General features: G+C 73.1%; 16 protein-coding genes and 2 pseudogenes. 5 read left to right on the top strand and 13 right to left on the bottom strand.

All coding sequences use genetic code 11. From position 1 onward, the window contains the following. Positions 1-54: 54 nt before the first annotated feature. Positions 55-555 carry a hypothetical protein gene (locus NEH16_RS29520; protein WP_026171499.1) on the bottom strand — a complete coding sequence of 167 codons (501 nt, stop codon included), beginning with the start codon at positions 553-555 and terminating at the stop codon, positions 55-57. A 136-nt stretch (positions 556-691) separates the two neighbouring features. Then, a complete protein-coding gene (locus tag NEH16_RS29515) occupies positions 692-1,099 on the bottom strand; it encodes an ACT domain-containing protein (protein WP_265546049.1) in 408 nt (135 codons plus the stop codon). A 109-nt stretch (positions 1,100-1,208) separates the two neighbouring features. On the opposite strand from NEH16_RS29515, the gene NEH16_RS29510 reads away from it, so the two are divergent. Then, the gene (locus tag NEH16_RS29510) at positions 1,209-2,282 is read left to right on the top strand and encodes a right-handed parallel beta-helix repeat-containing protein (RefSeq protein ID WP_265546047.1); all 1,074 of its coding nucleotides are present in this window, start codon (positions 1,209-1,211) and stop codon (positions 2,280-2,282) included. A gap of 35 nt (positions 2,283-2,317) precedes the next feature. Next, on the top strand, positions 2,318-3,379 hold the full coding sequence (locus tag NEH16_RS29505; RefSeq protein WP_073969090.1) for a methyltransferase: 1,062 nt from the start codon (positions 2,318-2,320) through the stop codon (positions 3,377-3,379). A 69-nt stretch (positions 3,380-3,448) separates the two neighbouring features. Here the strand turns inward: NEH16_RS29505 and NEH16_RS29500 are convergent, their stop codons facing one another. From NEH16_RS29500 to NEH16_RS29470, 7 genes and pseudogenes are all read right to left on the bottom strand, one after another. Beyond that, the gene (locus tag NEH16_RS29500; RefSeq protein WP_073969089.1) at positions 3,449-3,781 is read right to left on the bottom strand and encodes a TcmI family type II polyketide cyclase; all 333 of its coding nucleotides are present in this window, start codon (positions 3,779-3,781) and stop codon (positions 3,449-3,451) included. A gap of 20 nt (positions 3,782-3,801) precedes the next feature. Further along, a pseudogene (locus tag NEH16_RS29495) lies at positions 3,802-4,280 on the bottom strand (SRPBCC family protein). A 1-nt stretch (position 4,281) separates the two neighbouring features. Next, positions 4,282-4,539: an acyl carrier protein gene (locus NEH16_RS29490; RefSeq protein ID WP_073969087.1), complete on the bottom strand. Its 258-nt coding sequence runs from the start codon at positions 4,537-4,539 to the stop codon at positions 4,282-4,284. A gap of 46 nt (positions 4,540-4,585) precedes the next feature. Further along, positions 4,586-5,824: a beta-ketoacyl synthase N-terminal-like domain-containing protein gene (locus NEH16_RS29485; RefSeq protein WP_073969086.1), complete on the bottom strand. Its 1,239-nt coding sequence runs from the start codon at positions 5,822-5,824 to the stop codon at positions 4,586-4,588. After that, positions 5,824-7,082 (bottom strand): annotated as a pseudogene (locus NEH16_RS29480) (beta-ketoacyl-[acyl-carrier-protein] synthase family protein). The gene NEH16_RS29485 and the pseudogene NEH16_RS29480 overlap by 1 nt, the downstream one beginning before the upstream one ends. Beyond that, entirely contained in the window at positions 7,079-7,513 is a 435-nt protein-coding gene (locus NEH16_RS29475) for a cupin domain-containing protein (RefSeq protein WP_018102923.1), read from the bottom strand. The pseudogene NEH16_RS29480 and the gene NEH16_RS29475 overlap by 4 nt, the downstream one beginning before the upstream one ends. A gap of 73 nt (positions 7,514-7,586) precedes the next feature. Then, positions 7,587-8,708, bottom strand: coding sequence for a SchA/CurD-like domain-containing protein (locus NEH16_RS29470; protein WP_265546045.1), 1,122 nt, complete (start codon positions 8,706-8,708; stop codon positions 7,587-7,589). 195 nt (positions 8,709-8,903) lie between these two features. Between NEH16_RS29470 and NEH16_RS29465 the strand changes: the two genes are divergently transcribed. Continuing rightward, positions 8,904-10,532, top strand: coding sequence for an FAD-dependent oxidoreductase (locus tag NEH16_RS29465; RefSeq protein WP_265546044.1), 1,629 nt, complete (start codon positions 8,904-8,906; stop codon positions 10,530-10,532). A 19-nt stretch (positions 10,533-10,551) separates the two neighbouring features. On the opposite strand, the gene NEH16_RS29460 is transcribed toward NEH16_RS29465, so the two are convergent. After that, entirely contained in the window at positions 10,552-12,072 is a 1,521-nt protein-coding gene (locus NEH16_RS29460; protein WP_265546042.1) for an alpha/beta fold hydrolase, read from the bottom strand. Positions 12,073-12,253: 181 nt separating this feature from the next. Here NEH16_RS29460 and paaK point away from each other — a divergent pair, with 181 nt between their 5' ends. Beyond that, on the top strand, positions 12,254-13,537 hold the full coding sequence (paaK, locus tag NEH16_RS29455; RefSeq protein ID WP_265546040.1) for a phenylacetate--CoA ligase PaaK: 1,284 nt from the start codon (positions 12,254-12,256) through the stop codon (positions 13,535-13,537). A gap of 48 nt (positions 13,538-13,585) precedes the next feature. Here paaK and NEH16_RS29450 read toward each other — a convergent pair whose 3' ends face one another. Continuing rightward, entirely contained in the window at positions 13,586-15,085 is a 1,500-nt protein-coding gene (locus NEH16_RS29450) for an acyl-CoA synthetase (RefSeq protein WP_265546038.1), read from the bottom strand. Positions 15,086-15,274: 189 nt separating this feature from the next. Here NEH16_RS29450 and NEH16_RS29445 point away from each other — a divergent pair, with 189 nt between their 5' ends. Continuing rightward, a complete protein-coding gene (locus NEH16_RS29445) occupies positions 15,275-17,104 on the top strand; it encodes a serine hydrolase (RefSeq protein ID WP_265546036.1) in 1,830 nt (609 codons plus the stop codon). Between the two features lie 67 nt (positions 17,105-17,171). On the opposite strand, the gene NEH16_RS29440 is transcribed toward NEH16_RS29445, so the two are convergent. Together NEH16_RS29440 and NEH16_RS29435 are read right to left on the bottom strand one after the other, a co-directional pair. Next, positions 17,172-19,217 carry a serine/threonine-protein kinase gene (locus tag NEH16_RS29440; protein WP_265546034.1) on the bottom strand — a complete coding sequence of 682 codons (2,046 nt, stop codon included), beginning with the start codon at positions 19,215-19,217 and terminating at the stop codon, positions 17,172-17,174. After that, the gene (locus NEH16_RS29435) at positions 19,199-20,134 is read right to left on the bottom strand and encodes an oxygenase MpaB family protein (RefSeq protein WP_265546033.1); all 936 of its coding nucleotides are present in this window, start codon (positions 20,132-20,134) and stop codon (positions 19,199-19,201) included. Before NEH16_RS29435 ends, NEH16_RS29440 begins: the two co-directional genes overlap by 19 nt. Between the last annotated feature and the right edge of the window lie 17 nt (positions 20,135-20,151).

Genomic DNA, 20,151 nt, shown 5'->3' with positions numbered 1-20,151 from the left:
CCGCCGGTGTGCCGCGGTCACCGGGCGGCACCGCCCGGTGACCGCGGTGTGCGCTCAGCCCTGCTGGAAGAGCTCGGCGGGCAGCGGCTTGAGGAGGGCGTACAGGTCGTCGGTGATGGGCCGGTCCCAGCTGGCGATGGTGACGAGCACACCGTCGCTGCGGTCGAACTGCACGCAGGAGATGCGGCTCTCGGAGAGCTTCACCCGGCGCACGATCATGAGGTTGTCGCCCTGCATGACCGGCATGTCCTCGGTGCCGGTGACCTCGACCGGCTCGTCGTTCTCCAGCGCCAGCAGCAGCTGGGCCACCTCGAAGGGGACCTGCCCCTCCTCGGTCTCGCGCGCGGGCGATCCCTCCGGCAGGTTGCCGATGATCATCGCGGGGCCACGCCCGCCGAACAGGTCGTACCGGAGGAACACTCCCTGGCAGCTGCCGTCGGGTGCGGGGAGCAGACCGGCGCCGAGGTTGCCGGGCCAGTCACCGGGGTCCATGGCCAGGACGTCGAAGTCGGGGCCCGCGGGTGTGGCGGCGCTGCGGCGGCGGAGGAAGGACATGCACATATGTTACGTGTCCCAGCTCACCTCGCCGAGCCGGGCCCGAACCGGCATATGCCCAGGCCCGGGGCACACCTCGGTACAGGCCCGGGGCCACACCTCGGTACACCACACGCCTTCCTCGTGTGCACACCTCTCACCCGGTGCGCGACTCCGCGGCCAGCCGTTCCAGCACGGCGACGGCGTCGCCCACCCGCTCGTACGGCACGAAGAGGTGGTCGTGGTGGAAGCCCGCCACCACGTTGCAGCTGATGCCCGCGTCGGTGAGCGCGAGCGACACCGCGGCGGTCAGACCCACCGCCTCCAGCGCCGAGTGCACCCGCAGGGTGATCCAGCCGGCGACGTAGGTGTACGTCAGCCCGGCCGCCGCGGCCTCGGCCTCGGGGAGCACCAGGGTGAGCCCTTCGCGCTCGCGGACCGTGACGACGGGTGCGACGCCGCCGGGCAGGGTGCCGTCCGGCACGGTGGCGTAGACGTACCGGCCGGGGCGGTGCTCGGGGCTCAGGTCGCTCAGCAGGGCTCGGAGGTCACGTTCGGCTGTCACGCCCACCACGCTACCGAGGGAGGCGCGGGCGTGAGCCATTCGGGCACGTCCCGCGTCCAACCGGTCACCGTGCGTGGCACCGAGCCGGGATCGCCCATAGCTTCGGCTCATGAGGAATCGACACATCACACGTCTCGTGGGCATCGCAGCCGCATCGGCCGCCGGACTGGTCGCGGCGGTGCCGTCCGCACCGGCCGCCGCGGCCGGTGCGCGCGTGGTGTCACCGGGGCAGTCCATCCAGGCGGCGGTGGACGCCGCGCGCCCCGGGGACACCGTCGTCGTCCGGCCGGGGACCTACCGCGAGAGCGTCCGGATCAGCACGCCGGGCCTGACCCTGCGCGGCTCCGGTGACGGCACGATCATCATGCCCGCGGCCGGCCGGGCCGCGACCGGCGACGACTGCGCCGGCGCGGGCAACGGGATCTGCGTCCTGGGGACGAAGGGCGCCACCGTGGACGGGGTGACCGTCAGGTCCCTGCGGGTCACCGGGTTCGCCCGCAGCGGCCTGTGGGCGTCCTGGACGGACCGGCTGTCGGTCCGCTCGGTGACCGCCGACGCCAACGGTGTCTGGGGCATCGCGCAGCAGCGGTCCACCCGCTCCGACATCCGGGACAGCACCGCCCGCTCCAACGGGGACGCGGGCATCTTCGTCGCCAACAGCGTCGACGAGGAGGGCGGCGCCACCGACACCGGCGGCACCCGGGTCCGGCGCAACACGCTGACCGACAACCGGATCGGGTTCACCGCGCGCCGGGTGCGCAACCTGTCGGTGCGCGACAACACCTTCACCGCGAATTGCAGCGGGGTGTTCGTCGTGGGCGACGAGGGCACCCCGCAGGCCGGTGCCATGTCGGTCCGCTCCAACCGGATCACCGGCAACAACAAGTTCTGCGCCGCCACCGACCGGCTGCCCGCGATCCAGGGTTCCGGGATCGTGCTGACCGGTACGGAGTCCACCGAGGTGCGGAACAACGTGATCCGCGACAACGTGGGCGCCACCCCGCTGTCGGGCGGCGTCGTGCTGTTCAAGAGCTTCGTGGGCGCGAAGAACACCGACAACACCGTCAGCGGCAACGTCGTCCTCGGCAATCAGCCCGCTGACCTGGCGAACCGGGACACCGGCACCGGCAACCGGTTCGCCGGCAATGTCTGCACGACCTCCGCACCGGCCGGGATGTGCTGACCGGTGACCCCCCGCACGAGGAGAAGCGAGACGGCATGACCACCGTGAGCACCACCCCCGGCACCACTCCCGTCCAGCCCCTTCCCACCCCTCAGCCCGCGATGCGGCTGCGCGAGCTGGTGTTCGGCGCGGCCCGCTCCGCCGCCGTGCGCGCCGTCGCCCGGCTGGGTGTCGCCGACGCGCTCGGCGACACCCCCGAGACCCCGGAGCGGCTCGCCGAGGCGGTGGGGACCGAGCCCGGGCCGCTGCGGCGGCTGCTGCGGGCGCTCGCCTGCTACGGCGTCTTCACCGAGAACGCCGACGGCACCTTCGCGCACACCGACATGTCCCGGCTGCTGCGGGAGGACGCCCCGGACAGCCTGCGGGCGATCTCGCTGTGGTGCACCGAGCCCTGGACCTGGGAGGTGTGGCCCCGCCTGGAGGACGCGGTGCGCTCCGGCGGCAACGTCTTCGAGGACGTGTTCGGCAAGGAGTTCTTCGACTACCTCCACCAGGACGCCCACGAGTCGGCGCAGGTGTTCAACGCGGCGATGACCACGTCCAGCGTGCAGTCGGCGCTGGACGTCGCCGCCCTGCTCGACCTCACCGGGGTCTCCTCGGTGGCCGACATCGGCGGCGGCCAGGGGCACGTACTGGCGAGTCTGCTGGAGAAGCACCCGTCGGTGAACGGCACGCTGATGGACCTGCCGGGGGTGATCGCCCGGGCCGACGAGCGGCTGCGGGACGGCGGCGCGCTGGCCGGGCGGGCGTCGATCGTGGCCGGGGACTGCCGGGAGGGCATCCCGGTCGCCGCCGACCTGTACATCATCAAGAACATCCTGGAGTGGGACGACGAGTCCACCCGCCGGGCGCTCGCCGCCGTCGTCCGGGCGGCCCGTCCCGGCGCCCGGGTCGTCGTCATCGAGAACCTGGTGGACGACACCCCGTCCATGCGGTTCACGACCGCCATGGACCTGCTGCTGCTCCTGAACGTGGGCGGCGCCAAGCACACCCGGCAGAGCCTGGTGGACCGGCTCTCCGACGCGGGGCTGCGGATCGACGGCGTCCGCCCGGTCAATCCGTATCTGCACGCCTTCGAGTGCGTGGTTCCGGACTGACCCTCCGGGCGTACGCGAAACCGCCCCGGTCCCGGCCTCTGTGGCCGGGACCGGGGCGGTGGTCGTCGCTCACGCGGAAGCGCCGCGCTCCCAGCGGTAGAACTCCTGGGCCATCGCGTCCTTCGGCCCGCGCCACGTCTCGGGGTCGTACGGGCTGATGAAGGCGGTGAGCCGTTCGCTGATGGCCCGGAACTCCGGGTGCTCGGTCACCTTGGCGATCTCCGGCCCGGGCGGGTGCTCGGACTCGATCATGTGCAGGTAGACGTCGCCGAACTGGAAGAGCTTGCGGCGGGTGACGCCGACCAGGTGCGGCAGTTCGCTGTTGTCGGACGCGGCGAACAGTTCCGCGATGTCCGGGGCGGATCCCGGCGCCATCCGGGCCACGATCAGTGCGTGGTGCATGAGGGGTGCCCTTCTGCCGGTCAGTTGGCCGGGACGGCGGCGGAGCGGCGCTCGCGGTCGCGCTGCTCGATCTTGTCCCGGATCAGCGCCATCTGGACCTTGGAGTTCCGGTTGATGTTGTCGGTCATCCAGGCGTCGTCCACCGGTGCGTCGGGGCGCATCGCGAAGTCCTGCTGCCAGTGCATGCGGGTGCCTCCGGCGACCTCGGCGTACTCCCACCGGATGTCCATGTGCTGGAACGGTCCGGGCTCGACGCGGCGGGCCCGGACGGTGCGGCCGGGACGGTCGGTGGTGCGCTCGGAGACCCAGCTCCACACCTTGCCGTTCTCGTCGGGGTGCATGGTCAGGCGGAAGGTGGTGCGCTCGCCGTCCCGCTCCAGGACCTCGACGGCCGCGTACTCGCTGAAGAGCTGCGGCCAGTTCTCCAGGTCGTTCGTCATGTCCCAGACGAGGTCCAGGGGGCGGCGATGACGATCTCGTTCTCGGTGTGTCCGGACACGTCAGGCTCCTGTCATGAGGCTGTTGTTGACGAGGTCGAGGAACTCGCGGGGCGTCTTGCACCGGTCCGCGTCGGCCGGCAGCGGCTGCCCGTGCCGGTTCTCGAGTACGCCAACGATGCCGAGCAGGCCGAGGGAGTCGAGGCCGTACTCGTCGAAGGCGGCGTCGGAGCGGTTCTCCATCTCCTTGGGGTCGACGGAGAGGCCGGCGCCCTTCTTCATGAGGGCGGCGAGTTCTTCGTACGTCAGTCGTTCGGTCATGAGGGACTACTCCTTCTCACGAGGGGTGGACGCGAGGGGGACGGACTCACGCGGGGCGCCGGAGCACCAGGGCCGCGTTCGAGCCCATGAGGCCGCGGCTGAGCACGAGCGCGGTGCGCAGTTCGGCGGGACGGGCCCGTTCGGTGACGACGTCCAGGTCGTGGCAGACGTCGAACACGTTGGGCGTGGGCGGGACGAGGCCGTCCTCCATGGCGAGGACGGCCGCCGCCGCGTCCAGGACCGGTCCCCCGCAGTAGGCCCGGCCGATGCCGGTCTTGGGGGCGGTGACCGGGACGCGCCGGCTGTGCGGGCCGAGCGCGTCGGCCAGGGCCAGCGCCTCGGCCCGGTCGGCGGCCGGCGAGCCGAGCGCGTCCGCGAAGACGACGTCGACCTCCTCGGGGGCGCAGCCGGCTTCCCGCAGCGCGCCCTCGATGGCGTGGGCAAGGCCCTCGCGGGACTCCTCCCAGTGGGCGGCCGTGGTGAAGGTGGCGGCGTGGCCCGCGATCTCCGCCCGGGCCCGGGCGCCGCGCTCGCGGGCCGACTCCTCCTCCTCGACCACGAACATCGCGCCGCCCTCGGCGGGCACGAAGCCGCAGGCGTCCGAGGTGAAGGGGCGGTAGGCCCGCGTCGGGTCCTCGGCCGCGCTCAGGTCGCGGTAGCCGAGCTGGCAGACCACGGAGTACGGCGCGAGCGGGGCCTCCGCCGCGCCGACCACGACCGCGTCGGTGCCGCGCCGCACGGAGCGGTCGGCGTGCGCGAGCGCGTCCAGGCCGCCCGCCTCGTCACTGGCCACCACCGCGCACGGGCCCTTGAAGCCGCCGCGGATGGAGATCTGGCCGGTGCTCGCCGCGTAGAACCAGGCGATCGACTGGTAGGGGCCGACATACGTGGAGCCCTGGCCCCACAGCCGTTGCAGTTCGCGCTGGCCGAACTCGCCGCCGCCGGAGCCGGCCGCGGTGACCACGCCGACGCCGAACGGCCGGTCCTCGTAGTCGGCGCGGCCCAGCCGGGCGTCGTCCAGCGCCATGTCGGCGGCGGCCATCGCGAAGTGCGTGAACCGGTCGGTCTGGACGAGGTAGCGCTCCTCGATGAGGGCGACCGGGTCGAAGCCGCGGACCTCGCCGGCGACGCGCAGCGGCAGGTCCTCGCAGCCTTCGCGGGTGACCCGGTCCAGGACGCTCATGCCTTCCTGGGTGCGCTTCCAGAAGGCTTCGGTACTGGTGCCGTTGGGGGCGACGACGCCGATGCCGGTGACAACGGTGCGCCGGGCCTTTCGGGTGCTCATCATGTCCTCCCTCGGGTCAGGGCCACCGCGGACTGGAAGCCGCCGAAGCCGCTGCCGACCGAGAGGACGCTGCGCAGCTTCAGGGGCGGGCGGTGCGCGGCACGTAGTCGAGGTCGCACTCCGGGTCCGGGGACTCGTAGTTGGCCGTCGGCGGCACCGTCTGGTTGACCAGGGCCAGGACGCAGGCGGCGATCTCGATCGCCCCGATCGCGCCGAGGGAGTGGCCCACCATCGACTTGATGGAGCTCATCGGCACCTTGTGGGCGTGCGCGCCGAGGGCCCGTTTGACGGCGGCGGTCTCGTGCCGGTCGTTCTGCTTGGTGCCCGACCCGTGCGCGTTGACGTAGTCGATGTCCTGCGGGGAGATCCGGCCGTGGCCGAGCGCCCGGTTGATGGCCTCGGCCATCTCCAGGCCCTCGGGGGTGAGCCCGGTCATGTGGTAGGCGTTGCCGAAGGTGGCGTAGCCGGCGATCTCGCAGTACACCGTCGCCCCGCGGGCCCGGGCGTGTTCCAGCTCCTCCAGGACGAGTACGGCTCCGCCCTCGCCCATGACGAAGCCGTCGCGGCGTGCGTCGAAGGGGCGGGAGGCGTGCTCCGCGTCGTCGTTGTTGGGCGACGTCGCCTTGATCGCGTCGAAGCAGGCCACGGTGATCGGGGTGATCGGCGAGTCCGACGCACCGGCTATGCAGACGTCGACCCGGCCCTCCTCGATGGAGTGGAAGGCGTAGCCGATGGCGTCCAGGCCCGAGGTGCAGCCGGTGGAGACGGTCTGCACGGGGCCGTGGGCGCCGACCTGCTCGGCGACGGCGGAGGCCAGCGAGCTGGGCGAGAAGGCCCGTTCCAGGTGGGGGCCGGCCCGGCGGTGGTCGACGTCCCAGCGCGCGCCCTTCTCGCTGACGGCGACGTAGTCGTGCTCCAGGCGGGTGGTTCCGCCGACCGCGGTGCCGAGGGAGACGCCCATCCGCCAGGGGTCGGTGCGCTCCGGGTCCAGACCGGCGTCGGCGAGCGCCTCGCGGGCGGCCACCATCGCGAACTGGACGTACCGGTCCGCGCGTGCGGTGTCCTCGTCGTCCAGCCCGTGGGCCGCCGGGTCGAAGTCGCACTCGGCGGCGATCCGGGAGCGGAAGCCCGCCGGGTCGAAGAGGGTGATGCCCCGGGTCGCGGTGCGGCCGTTGGAGAGCAGGTCCCAGAAGGCCGGGGCCCCGATGCCGCCCGGGGCGACGACGCCGACTCCGGTGACCGCCACGCGCCGGGTCATGACGCGGCCTCGGTTCGTTCTGGCGGGGCACCCCGCTCGGCGGTCTCGGTCACCTCGGTGTCGACGTGGCCGAGTTCGGGGCGGGGGGCGAGCGGGCCGAGGTGGAAGACCATGCGGGCCTCGGTGTCGCCGACGTTGCGGAAGCGGTGGCGGACGTGCGGGGGGATCAGCAGGCCCTGGTCGGGGCGCATGGTGTGCGTCTCCCCGTCCAGGTCGACCTCCAGGTGCCCCTGCACGACGTACACGAACTCCTCGGAGTACGGGTGGTAGTGCTCGCCGATGCGGTCGCCGGGGTCGACGAGGGCGAGGCCCATGAAGCCGCTGGTGGCGCCCACCGCGGTGGGGGTGAGCAGGGCGCGCAGGTCGCCTCCGCGCCTGGTGTTGGGCTGGGTCTCACTGAGGTCCACGATGCGTGGCCGGTGGGTGGTCATCTCTGCTTCTCCTCCTGGGCGCTGGGCGCGTGGGGTGACGGGTCGGGCGAGGGCCCGGGTGCCGGAGCGCGGTTCAGGAATCCGCGGCGCGCCGGTCGGTGATCAGTCGCATCTCGGACCGGGCGAGGAAGCGCGCGGCGTCCTGGTCGGTGGCGGGGACGGCGTTCGCCTCGCCGTCCAGGAGGCGGGCCAGGCGGGCCGCCTTGTCGGGGCCGTGGATGCCGAGGGCCTGGGCGGGCTGCGCGTCGAGCGGGCCGCTCGCCTCCAGGAGGCGTACGACGACGTCGTCGCGCTGGAAGATGGTGCTGCTGTCGATGGGGCTGCCGGTGTCGTCGGCGGCCTCCTCGTCGTGGCCGGCCAGGAGGCGGGCCAGGGCCATCCCGCAGCCCTCCTTGGCCTGGTAGAACACGGCGTGCCGCTGCAGGCTCTCGGGGGCGTGACGGCCGGCCGAGACGTGGTGCACGGTGGGCAGCGCCGCGCGGGTGAAGAACATCCGGGCGGAGTCGGGGTCGGCGAGGTCCCGGTCCTGTTCGAGGTAGGGGTTGATGGCCTCCTCGACGGCGCGGATCTCGGGCTGGCGGGAGACGTGCCGCAGGGCGGCCATCAGGTCGCCCTCGACCTCGACGGCGCGCACCACGCGGTTGCCGTGCATGAAGAGCGAGGTGCGGCGCAGCCGGGTGTGGTCGTCCACGCGGGAGCGGGGCGACTCGTAGTCGGCGAGGAGCTTGGCCACGATGTCCTCGGTGCCGGGCTTCACCGTGAAGGTGAGCGCGTGGCGCACGACGCCGTCGCCGAGGCGCGGGGAGGTCTGGAGGCCGCCCTTGAGCGGGTCGGGGACGGCCTCGAAGCCCTTGCCGGTCTCGCGCAGCACGCTGAACCGCAGCGACCTGGTGTCGCGTACGCAGCTGTGCAGGGGCTGCACGGTGGCGACGTGCTCCTCGCTGTTCACCCAGGCGAGGAACGGCGGGGCGCTCTCCCACTCGCTGGTGATCAGCCACTGCGAGGGGTTCTCGATGGACTGGCACAGCTGGTCGCTGATGTGACCGGGGATGGACGCGACCTGGTTGCGCATGTGCTCGTACGCCTCCAGGAACTGCTTCTGGGCGCCGTCGTGCAGATCCAGCAGCAGCACGACGCGCAGCCGGGATCCGTCGAAGGCGGACTGTGAGATCCGTTCCGAGAGGGTGGTGGTCATCTGGCGAACTCCTTCGACGGTGGGAGGCAGGAATGCGGGGAGACCCGGCCGTCTCCGTGACCGATCGTGAAACGCTGGTCCGCCCGACGCGAGATTTATGAACCGTTCAGGTGAGCAGGCGTCCGAAGGGCTCCGACCCGGCTCCGGCACGGGCATGGACAGAGCATCTGTACGGCGTCGGAGCTGGAGCAACTGATGAACGAGAACGTCGACCTCCATGTACCGGTCCTCATCGTGGGCGGTTCGCTGGTGGGTCTGTCCGCGTCCCTTTTCCTCGGCCGGCTCGGCGTCGAGCACCTGCTGGTCGAGAAGCACGCGGCCACCTCGACGCATCCGCGTGGCCGCGGCAACAACGTCCGCACGATGGAGGTGTTCCGCCGTGCGGGTGTCGAGGAGGAGATCCGGGCGGCCGCGTCGGTGCTGGCGGACAACCACGGCATCCTCCAGGCGGGCTCGCTGACCGGCGAGGACCAGGAGTGGCTGTTCAAGGAGATCGACCCGGGCGGGGCGCTGGCCCGGTTCAGCCCGACGGGCTGGTGCCTGTGCAGTCAGAACGACCTGGAGCCGGTCCTGCTGGAGCGGGCCCGGGAGCAGGGCGGTGACCTGCGCTTCGCCACGGAGATGATGTCGTTCGACCCGGATGCCTCGGGGGTCACGGCGACCCTGAAGAACCGGGAGACCGGTGAGCACACGACGGTGCGGGCGGACTACCTGGTCGCGGCGGACGGGCCGCGCAGCCCGGTCCGCGAGCAGTTGCGCATCGGCCAGTCGGGGACCGGCGACCTGTTCCACAACGTCAGCGTCACCTTCCGGTCGCGCGGGCTGGCGGAGGTGCTGGGCGAGCGGCGCTTCATCGTGTGCTATCTGACGAATCCGGAGGCGGAGGGCGCGCTGCTGCCGGTGGACAACGAGGTGGAGTGGGTGTTCCACGCCCCGTGGCAGCCGGAGCGGGGCGAGACGCTGGAGGACTTCACGGACGAGCGGTGCGCCCGCCACATCCGTACCGCCGTCGGCGCGCCGGACCTCGATGTGGAGATCACCGGCAAGGCGCCGTGGCACGCGGCGGAGCGGGTAGCCGGGCGCTACTCACGCGGTCGGGTGTTCCTGGCCGGTGACTCGGCGCACGAGATGTCGCCGACCGGCGCCTTCGGCTCGAACACCGGTATCCAGGACGCGCACAACCTGGCGTGGAAGCTGGCGGCGGTGCTGCGGGGCGAGGCGGGCCGGGGGCTGCTGGAGACGTACGGGGAGGAGCGGCTGCCGGTGGCCCGGGCGACGAGTGAGCGGGCGTCGGCGCGGTCCGAGGAGCACAGCCACCCCGGCTACGCTCCCCCGCCCTCGGTGGGCGGCGGCAAGCGGGGCGGGATGCTGAACGTGGCGCTGGGCTACCGCTACACCGCGGGTGCGGTGCTGGGCGTGGCGCCGGACGCGCCGGTGGTCCCGGAGGGGATGCGGCTGACGGGCGAGCCGGGCAGCAGGGCGCCCCACCTCTGGGTGCGCCGGGACGGGGAGCGCATCTCGACCCTGGATCTGTACGAGCGCTCGTTCGTGCTGCTGGCGGACGGCGCGGACGCGGCGTGGCGGCGGGCCGCGGAGCGGGTCGCCGAACGACTGGGCGTGCGGCTCGACGCGTACGGCATCGGCGCGGGCGCCGATCTTGAACCGGAGGACGGGGCGGACTGGGCCGAGGCGCACGGGACGGGCCGGGACGGCGCGGTCCTGGTGCGCCCCGACGGCTTCGTCGCCTGGCGTACGGAGTCGGGCTCCGAGGACGCCGAGGCGACGCTGCACGACGTCCTGGTGACGCTCCTGCACCGGGGCTGACGTGACGTCAGGTCGGTGATCAGATCCCGAACGACCGGAGGGCGGTGAGGAATTCCTCCGGTCGTTCGGTGTGTACGAGGTGGCCCGCGTCGATGGTGACGAACTCCGCGCCGGGGATGGCGCGGGCCATTCCGGCCAGGTCCTCCTGGGCGATCCGGCTGCTCGGGCCGCCGCCGATGACGAGGGTGGGGGCGGTGATCTCGCCGAGGAGTTCGCGGCCGGCCGGGTCCGGGTCGTTGAGCTGGGCGTCGATGGCGGGCACGACCGGCCAGTCGAAGTCCAGCTCCTCGTCGGGGCGTTGGGGCACGGGGCGGGGCGGGTCGAGCGGGATGAGCGGGGGCGCCTCCTCGATGACCAGGCGGCCGATCAGCCCGGGGTGCCGTTCGGCGAGCAGATAGGCGGCGGCTCCGCCCATGGAGTGCCCGACGACGGTGGCACCGGCGAGGTTGCGGGCTTCCAGGAAGCCGTGCAGGTCGTCGCGGAACAGCTCGAAGCTGTAGCGGCCGGGCCAGTCGCTGAGGCCGTGGCCCCGGAAGTCGAAGGCGTACACCCGGTGGGTGGCGGCGAGTTGGGTGGCGATGCGGGCCCAGTCGCGGCTGCTGCCGCACCGGCCGTGGGCCAGGACGACCGGCGGCGCGGCCGGGTCGCCCCACACCCGGTACGCGAGCCGCGTCCCGCCGGCCCGGACGGTGTGCACCTCCGGGTCGAGGAACGCCTCGACGATGCGGGCGAAGGCCCCCGCGTCGTCGATCCACGGGAAGTGCGCGGCGCCGCGCTGCACGGCGAACTCGGCGTGCGGGAAGAGCGCGGCCAGCCCGGCGGCGCGGTCGGGCGTCAGGATGGTGTCGTACTCGCCGGCCAGCACGAGGACCGGCGCATCCAGCGTGCGCAGGGCGGGGGCGGTCGCCGCCGGGTCGAAGGCGCCTTCGCCGGCGTACCGGGCGGCGGCCTCGGCGTTGATCTGCGCGGGCGAGGCGGCGGCGTGCTCCTGGGCGTCGGCGTCCCACCGCCCGTACAGGAACGGCCTTGTCCTGGCGCGCAGTTCGTCGGTCATGCGGCCGGCCCAGATCTCCTCCAGGGCGGCGAGCGCGTCCTCGTACCACGGTTCCGACGCGCGCAGGGCGGCCGCCTCGCGGGACTCGCGCACCGAGGCGGAGAAGCCGGCGGCGAGGGTGGTGGGGGCGACGAGGACCAGGTTGCGCAGCCGGTGCGGATACCGGGCGGCGTAGAGGGCGGCGAGTTCGCCGGCCGCGGAGTGGGCGAGGAGGTCGACGCGTTCGAGGCCGAGGTGGGCACGCAGGGCCTCGACGTCCTCGGTCTGCCGGTCGCAGCGGTAGGTGGCGGGGTCGTCGGGGGCGGCGGAGGCGCCGGTGCCGCGCAGATCGAGGAGGACCAGCTGCCGGTGGGCGGAGAGTCCGCCGAGGGTGCCGAGGTAGGCGCTCGCCCGCATGGCACCGCCGGGCAGGCAGATCAGCGGTGCCCCCTCCCCCACGAGGTGATAGGCGAGCTGGGTTCCGTCGTACGTGTGGAAGGTCGGCATGCCCCCATCCAAACAGGGCCGTCCGGGTGACGCAGCCGTGTTCGGTACGGGCGTACTCGCGGTCCGGTCCGGATGCGTCACCCCTCTTGCCAGGGGGTGCGGGATCCTGAATTACTGCTCCCGGAGGAAACGACCGAATGATCGGTCGCCCGCACGGCGCGCACGGACGAGGAGGCCCGAGATGACGGCTCTGCTGGACTCGGCGGAACGGATGAGCCGCACCGGACTGGAGGCGCTTCAGCTCGAACGGCTGCGGGCCACCCTGCGCCACGCCTACGAGAACGTGGCGCACTACCGGGCCGCGTTCGACCGGGCGGGGCTGAAGCCGGAGGACTGCCGCTCGCTCGCCGATCTGGCCCGCTTCCCGTTCACCACCAAGGCGGATCTGCGGGACAACTACCCGTTCGGGATGTTCGCGGTCCCCGAGGACCAGGTGCGCCGCATCCATGCCTCCAGCGGGACGACGGGCCGCCCGACCGTCGTCGGCTACACCGACAGGGACCTGGAGACCTGGGCCGATGTGGTCGCCCGGTCCATCAGGGCGGCGGGCGGCCGGCCGGGCCAGAAGATCCATGTGGCCTACGGCTACGGGCTGTTCACCGGCGGCCTCGGGGCGCATTACGGGGCGGAGCGGCTGGGCTGCACGGTGATTCCGGCGTCCGGTGGCATGACGGCCCGTCAGGTCCAGCTGATCCAGGACTTCCGGCCCGACATCATCATGGTGACGCCCTCGTACATGCTGACCCTCCTGGACGAGTTCGAGCGGCAGGGCGTCGATCCTCGTACGACCTCGCTGAAGGCGGGGATCTTCGGGGCGGAGCCGTGGACGGAGGAGATGCGGCGGGAGATCGAGGAGCGGTTCGCGATCGACGCGGTCGACATCTACGGCCTGTCCGAGGTGATGGGTCCCGGCGTGGCCCAGGAGTGTGTGGAGACGAAGGACGGGCTGCACATCTGGGAGGACCACTTCTATCCGGAGGTGGTCGACCCGTTCACCGGCGAGGTGCTGCCCGACGGGGAGCGGGGCGAGCTGGTGTTCACCTCGCTGACCAAGGAGGCGATGCCGGTCGTCCGGTACCGGACGCGGGACCTGACCCGGCTGCTGCCCGGCACGGCCCGCGTCTTCCGGCGGATGGAGAAGGTCACCGGGCGCAGCGACGACCTGGTCATCTTGCGCGGGGTGAACCTCTTCCCCACGCAGATCGAGGAGATCGTGCTCCGTACCCCGGGGGTGTCGCCCCACTTCCAGCTGCGGCTGACCCGGGAGGGCCGGCTCGATGTGCTGACGGTGCGGGCGGAGGCCAGGGCCGGGGCGACGCCGGAGCAGCGGGCGGCGGCCGCCGCATCGGTCGCGGCGGCGGTCAAGGACGGGATCGGGGTGTCGGTGGGCGTCGAGATCCTGGACCCGGAGACGCTGGAGCGGTCGGTGGGCAAGTTCCGGCGGATCGTGGACGAGCGCCCGTAACCGCCCTTCCGGCCGGGGAGGACGATCCGAGAGGCGGCCCGGCGGCCGTCAGGCGAGGCGGTCGCGCAGGTCCCGCTTGAGGATCTTGCCGCTGGCGTTGCGCGGGAGGGCGTCCGTGAACACGATCCGCTTGGGCGCCTTGAAGTGGGCGAGGCGCTCGCGGGCGTGCGCGATCAGCTCCTCCTCGGTGGCCTCGCCCTTCAGGACGACGACGGCGGTGACGGCCTCGATCCAGCGCTCGTCGGGCAGCCCGACGACGGCGGTCTCGGCGACGGCGGGGTGGGTGTAGAGGGCGTCCTCGACCTGCCGGGAGGCGACGAGGACCCCGCCGGAGTTGATGACGTCCTTCACCCGGTCGACCACCGTGAAGTAGCCGTCCGCGTCCCGGACGGCGAGGTCGCCGGAGTGGAACCAGCCGTCCCGGAACGCCTCCGCGCTCTCCTCCGGCTTGTCCCAGTAACCGGTGCACAGCTGGGGCGAGCGGTAGACCACCTCGCCCGCGGTGCCGTCGGGGACGTCCTTGCCGTCCTCGTCGACCACCTTCGCCTCCACGAAGAGGACGGGCCTGCCGCAGGAGTCCATCCGGCCCTCGTGCTCGTCCGGGCCGAGCACGGTGGCCAGCGGGCCGATCTCGCTCTGCCCGAAGCAGTTGTAGAAGGCGAGACCGGGCAGCCGGCCGCGGAGGCGTTCCAGCACGGGGACGGGCATGATCGACGCCCCGTAGTACGCCTTGCGCAGGCCGCCGAGGTCGCGGGCGGCGAAGTCGGGATGGTTGGCGAGGCCGATCCAGACGGTGGGCGGGGCGAAGAGGCTGTCGGCCCGCCCCGACTCGACCAGGTCGAAGATCCGGGCCGCGTCCGGTGCGTCCAGGACCGTGTTCTCGGCGCCCACCGCGAGGTAGGGCAGCAGGAACACATGCATCTGCGCCGAGTGGTAGAGGGGCAGCGCGTGGACGGGCCGGTCCCCGGCGCGCAGGTCGAGCGCGGTGATCGCGCTGACGTACTCGTGGACGAGGGCGCCGTGCGTCATCATCGCGCCCTTGGGGAGCGCGGTGGTCCCGGAGGTGTAGAGCAGCTGGACCAGGTCGTCGGCGGCCGGTTCGCGTACGGGGGTGAACGGGCGCGGGGTGCCCAGCTCGGCCAGCAGCGACCCCTCGTCGTCGCGCAGCACCCGCACGGCGAAGCCCTCGGGGACGCGGTCCGCGAGGGCCGGGTCGGTGAGGACCAGCGAGCACGCCGACTGGCGCAGGATGTACGCCAGGTCCTCGCCGGTCAGGTTCTGGTTGACGGGCACATGGACGAGCCCGGCCCGGGCGCAGGCGAGGAAGGCGATCAGATACGCGTCCGAGTTGTGGGCGTAGGCGGCGACCCGGTCCCCCGGGCGCAGCGCGTGGCCCTCGGTGAGGGCGGCGGCCGCGGTGGTGACGGCCTCGTCCAGCTCGCGGTAGGTCCAGGTCCGGCCGGCGTAGCGCAGGGCGGTCCGTTCGGGGGTGCGCCGTGCGCTGCGGGTCAGGACGCCGTCGACTGTGCTGCTGCGTACACCGGTCATGGCGTGATCCTGTGCGGCCGGGGGCCGGTGGTCAAGGGCCTGACGCGACATCAGATTCTTTCCCGCTCCCGCCCCTACGGCACAGCGGGTCCTGACAGTACTCTCTGCTCGGCAGGAAGTTTCACGCTCGGAAGAGATTTCGAAAGTTACTTTCAGGCAGCGCGATCAGGCAGCGAGAAGGGGTTGTGCATGACGGAGGACACGGCGGCCGGGGAGATCAGCCGGCGGAGGCTCGGTGGTGGGATGCTGGCCCTGGGCGGGGCACTCGCCCTGGCGCCGATCCCGTTCGCGGGCGCGGCGTCTGCCACGGAGTCGGGGGCGGGGTCGTCACAGATGCACGAGGGCAGGGGCGCGAAGCCGACGCTGCGGCGCGGATCGGCCGCCCGTGCCGGGCTGTTGCGGGAACCGCTCGACCAGCTGGTCACCGAGGCGGAGCGCTACCTGGAAGCCTCGCCGAAGCACCCGTGGTACGCGGGCGCGGTGCTCCTCGCGGGGCGGGGCGGCACGGTGGCCCTGCACCATCCGATCGGCAAGGCGGTGCGCTACTCGGCGTACGACGAGACCACCGACACCGGGGTGGAGTTCCCCGAGGACCAGCAGATCCCGATGGCCGAGGACACGGTCTTCGACCTGGCGTCGGTCTCGAAGCTGTTCACCTCGATCCTGGCGGTGCAGCAGATCGAGCGCGGCACGCTGGAGCTGGAGGCGACGGTCGCCTCCTATCTGCCGGAGTTCGCGGGCGGCGGCAAGCAGGACATCACGATCCGTCAGCTGCTCACCCACACCTCGGGTTTCACCGCCTGGATCCCGCTCTACAGCGCGCCGACCCGGGAAGGGAAGCTGGAGCTGCTGTGGAAGGAGGTCCCGGCCAACCCGCCGGGCACGGTCTACCTCTACTCCGACCTCAACCTGATCTCGCTCCAGCTGGTCCTGGAGAAGCTGACCGGGCAGACCCTGGACGTCCTGCTGCGCGAGCGGATCACCGGTCCGCTCGGGATGCGGCGCACCCGGTACAACCCGCCCGCCTCCTGGAAGCCGAAGATCGCCGCGACCGAGGACGCCCGGCTCCCCTGGTCCGGGCTCGACCGCGGCCTGGTCTGGGGCGAGGTGCACGACGAGAACGCCTTCAGCCTGGACGGGGTCGCCGGGCACGCCGGGGTGTTCTCCTGCGCCTGGGACCTGGCGATCCTGGCGCGCACCCTGCTCAACGGCGGGGTGTACGGGCGGGCCCGCATCCTCTCGGCGGACTCCGTCGACCTGCTGTTCACCGACTTCAACACGGCGTTCCCCGGTGACGCGCACGGCCTGGGCTTCGAGCTCTACCAGCACTGGTACATGGGCGCCATGGCCACGCCCCGGACGGCCGGGCACACCGGCTTCACCGGGACCAGCCTGGTCCTGGACCCGTCCACGGACTCGTTCCTGATCGTGCTGGGCAACTCGGTGCACCCGGTGCGCAACTGGCGGTCCGGCAGCGCGCCGCGCGTGGCCACCGCCAACCAGATGGCCCGCGCCGTCGCGGTCCGCCCGGCCCGGGGCCGTACCGCCTGGTTCTCCGGGATGGCGAGCGCGTCCACGGCCACCCTGGCGCTGCCGGCCCTGCCGCTCGCCTCCTCGCGGGCCCGGCTGAGCTGCGCGCTGTGGTGGGACACCGAGCCGGCGTCCGATTTCCTGTACCTGGAGGCTTCGACGGACGCCGGTGCCACCTGGCAGCCGGTCCCGTTCACCACGGCGCCGACGGGGCAGGGCGGGCGCCCCCGGCCCGAGGAGCACCCGGGCGGCTCGCTGTCCGGCTGGTCGGGCCGGGTCTGGCACCGCCTGGACGCCGGCCTCGCCGGAGTGCGCGGCGCCGGGGTGCTGCTGAGGTGGCGCTACACCACGGATCAGCTGTACGTGGGCCGTGGGGTGTACGTGGACGCCATCAAGGTGGAGGACGGCGGCCGTACGGTCTTCGACGAGGGCCGCCCGTCGGACGCCCGGCGGATCGAGGCGAAGGGCTGGGCCGCATCGGCCGACTGACCGGCCGTCCGGGACGCGGGGCGGGCGGGCCCGGCCGCCCGCCCCGCTCCGGTGTGCGCGGCCCGCGTCAGAGCGGTGCGGGACCGCGCTCCCGGAGCACCGCCACCTCGCGGTAGAGGTCGGCGGCCTCGCGGGCGCGGCCCAGCTGTTCGAGGCAGTGCGCCTCGTCGTCGCGTCCGGCGAGCGTGTCGGGGTGGGCGGGGCCCAGGAGCCGGGTCCGGGCGTCGGCGACCTGCCGGTACAGGGCGAGCGCGTCGGTCCAGCGGCCCAGCCAGCCGAGCGCGACGGCGACCTCGCGGCGGCTGACGAGGGTGTCGGGGTGGTCGGGGCCCAGGACGTGTTCCCGGCCCCCGCACACCGCCCGCGCCTCGGCCAGGGCCTCGTCCCAGCGGGCCAGCCGGCCGAGGTTGACGCCGAGCCCGTGGCGGGCGCGGAGGGTCTCCGGGTCGGTGGGGCCGTTGACCCGGGTGCGGTCGGCGACGAGCGCGCGGTACAGCTCCAGGGCGTCGGCGCTGCGGCCGAGGCGGCCGAGGCTGATGCCGATCTCGTAGCGGGTGGCGAGGGTGTCCGGGTGGTCGGAGCCGAGCAGCCGGGTCCGCGCCTCTGCGACCCGGCGGTACGTGTGCAGGGCTTCCGTCCAGCGGCCGAGCCGGCCCAGCGTGTAGCCGACCTCGTAGAGCGTGACCAGGGTGTCCGGGTGGTCGGCCCCCAGCACCCGGGCGCGGGCGGCGGCCACGTCGTGGGCCATGCGGTACGCGTCCTCCAGGCGCCCCAGTCTGCTGAGGCTGAAGGCCAGGTTGTGGCGGCAGCGCAGGGTGTCGGGGTGGTCGGGGCCCAGCGCGTGCTCCCGTGCGGCGAGCACGGCGGCGTGCAGTGCGTGGGCCTCGGTGTGCCGGCCGAGGCGGCCGAGCGCGTAGGCCATCTGCTGCCGGGCGGCGAGCGTTTCGGGGTGCTCGGGGCCGAGGGCGCGGGCGCGGTCCTCGGCGATGCGGCCGAACTCGCGCAGCGCGTTCTCGGCCCGGTCCCTGCGGCTGGGGCTCGGGGCCCGGGGGCCGGGCGGGGCGGTTCCGGTGGTCCAGGCGAGGGTGAGGCCCGCCGAGTGGTCGAGCGGCGCCGGCGGGGTCACCGCTCCCGTCGCCCTGTGGCCGCCGGTCATCGTGTGCGCCCAGGCGGGCAGCGGGGCGGCGGGGGCGGGCGTCCGGCCGGAGAGGGCGACGGGGGCGGGCGGCGCCTCGCCGGCCGGGCCGAGGGAGGGCTGCTCGCCGGTGCGGCCGACGGCGATGCGGCGGCGGAGGTCGTGGGCGTCGGCCGGGCGCTCCTCGGGGGTCTTGGCGAGCAGGTCGAGGACGACCCGGTCGAAGAACCCGGGCAGTTCGGCGCGGTGCGAGCGCAGCGGCTCGGGCGGGGTGTCGCGGTGGCCGACGAGAATGCCCCAGGAATCCTCCAGGTCGAAGGGCGGGGCCCCGGTCGCAATCTCGTACAGCACGCAGCCCAGCGAGTAGAGGTCGCTGCGGTGGTCGACCTGGCCGCCGCTGATCTGCTCCGGCGACATGTAGTGCGGGGTGCCCATGGCGATGCCGACGCCGGTGAGCCGTGAGGTGACCGGGATGCCGTGGCCCGGCCGGGCGATCCCGAAGTCGCAGATCTTCACCGTCCCGTCGGACAGCCGCATGATGTTGGCGGGCTTGAGGTCGCGGTGGACGATGCCCTGCTGGTGGGTGTAGCCGAGGGCGTCCGCGACCTGTTCGGCGATGTCCACGATGTCGTCCACGGGCAGCGGGTGCTGCGCGTTGTCCTCCAGGAGCTGGCTGAGGTTGCGGCCGTCCAGCAGCTCCATCACGAGGTAGAGCACGCCCTCGTACTCGCCGAAGTCGTGGACGACGGTGACGCCCCGGTGCTGGAGGGCGGCGGCGACCCGGGCCTCGCGGCGGAAGCGCTCACGGACGATGCGGGTGTGGTCCTCGTCGTGCTGGGCGCTCATGGGCTTGAGGCATTTGACGGCGACCTGGCGGCCCAGCGCTTCGTCGCGGGCCCGCCACACCTCGCCCATGCCGCCGCGACCGATCAGGTCGAGCAGCCGGTACCGGCTCTGGATCAGCCTGGTTTCCGCCATCCCTGTTGCCGCCCCCGTCGTTCAGCCCGCTGCCGCCGCACCCTCCCAGGTCCGTCCAGTATGGCTGCCTGCCTCTTCAGTGTGTACGGGGTGGGGCGGCTGCCGGGCCCGAGCCGGGCCATCGCGTTCACGATGTGACCGGGCGGAAGCCGCCAGCGCAGCCGCGCGGGAACGGCCCGCAGGAGCGCCCCGGCGGTGCGCAGCCGGCGGTCCACGGCGGCGGGCGGCGGCGCCGTCCTCCCGTACAGCTCCTGGGCGAACGGCGGCAGCGACTGGTACGCGAGGGCGGCCACGCGTTGCCACAGCAGGGCGCGTACGGGGACGAGCGGCGGGGGCACGGGCGGGCGGCGCAGGAAGCTGTCGACGTCCAGCGCCTCCGGGGTGCGGGCGAGCCGGGGCCGGATGCCGGCGAAGTAGTCGGCCATCTCGGCGGTCGTCGCGGGCACGTCCCGCGGGTCGAGTCCGACGAGCCGGGCGCTGTGCCGGTGCTCGGCGAGGTACTGGTCGGCCTGCCGGGCGGTGAGCGGGTAGCCGGAGCGGCGCAGGACCTGGAGGTAGGAGTCGGCTTCGGCGCAGTGCACCCAGAGCAGCAGCTCGGGCTCGTCCACGCCGTGGACGGTCCCGGTGGCCGGGTCGGTGACCTTCAGGCGGGCGTGGATCCTCCGGACCCGGGCGCCCGCCTTCTCGGCGGCCTCGGTGGTGCCGTAGGTGATGGTGCCGACGAAGCCGGCCGTGCGCATGAGCCGGCCCCAGGCGTCCTCGCGGAAGTCGGAGTTCTGCATCACGCCGCGCACGGCGAGGGGGTGGAGCGCCTGGAGATGGAGCGCCCGTACCCCGGCGATCCACATCATCGGGTCGCCGTGCAGCTGCCAGGTGACCGATGCGGGCCCGAAGAGCCCGGGGTCGGCTTCCGTCATGTACGTGTCCCTCCCGC

The organism is Streptomyces drozdowiczii (assembly GCF_026167665.1).
Lineage (GTDB): Bacteria > Actinomycetota > Actinomycetes > Streptomycetales > Streptomycetaceae > Streptomyces > Streptomyces drozdowiczii_A.
This window is presented reverse-complemented; position numbering and strand designations above follow the sequence as displayed.

Coding starts and splice junctions, on each gene's coding strand:
- NEH16_RS29490 (WP_073969087.1), bottom strand. CDS start 4,539: ATGACCGAACGACTGACGTACGAAGAACTCGCCGCCCTCATGAAGAAG.
- NEH16_RS29470 (WP_265546045.1), bottom strand. CDS start 8,708: ATGACCACCACCCTCTCGGAACGGATCTCACAGTCCGCCTTCGACGGA.
- NEH16_RS29440 (WP_265546034.1), bottom strand. CDS start 19,217: ATGGCGGAAACCAGGCTGATCCAGAGCCGGTACCGGCTGCTCGACCTG.
- NEH16_RS29520 (WP_026171499.1), bottom strand. CDS start 555: ATGTCCTTCCTCCGCCGCCGCAGCGCCGCCACACCCGCGGGCCCCGAC.
- NEH16_RS29475 (WP_018102923.1), bottom strand. CDS start 7,513: ATGACCACCCACCGGCCACGCATCGTGGACCTCAGTGAGACCCAGCCC.
- NEH16_RS29435 (WP_265546033.1), bottom strand. CDS start 20,134: ATGACGGAAGCCGACCCCGGGCTCTTCGGGCCCGCATCGGTCACCTGG.
- NEH16_RS29445 (WP_265546036.1), top strand. CDS start 15,275: ATGACGGAGGACACGGCGGCCGGGGAGATCAGCCGGCGGAGGCTCGGT.
- NEH16_RS29460 (WP_265546042.1), bottom strand. CDS start 12,072: ATGCCGACCTTCCACACGTACGACGGAACCCAGCTCGCCTATCACCTC.
- NEH16_RS29510 (WP_265546047.1), top strand. CDS start 1,209: ATGAGGAATCGACACATCACACGTCTCGTGGGCATCGCAGCCGCATCG.
- NEH16_RS29450 (WP_265546038.1), bottom strand. CDS start 15,085: ATGACCGGTGTACGCAGCAGCACAGTCGACGGCGTCCTGACCCGCAGC.
- NEH16_RS29465 (WP_265546044.1), top strand. CDS start 8,904: ATGAACGAGAACGTCGACCTCCATGTACCGGTCCTCATCGTGGGCGGT.
- paaK (WP_265546040.1), top strand. CDS start 12,254: ATGACGGCTCTGCTGGACTCGGCGGAACGGATGAGCCGCACCGGACTG.
- NEH16_RS29485 (WP_073969086.1), bottom strand. CDS start 5,824: ATGAGCACCCGAAAGGCCCGGCGCACCGTTGTCACCGGCATCGGCGTC.
- NEH16_RS29500 (WP_073969089.1), bottom strand. CDS start 3,781: ATGCACCACGCACTGATCGTGGCCCGGATGGCGCCGGGATCCGCCCCG.
- NEH16_RS29505 (WP_073969090.1), top strand. CDS start 2,318: ATGACCACCGTGAGCACCACCCCCGGCACCACTCCCGTCCAGCCCCTT.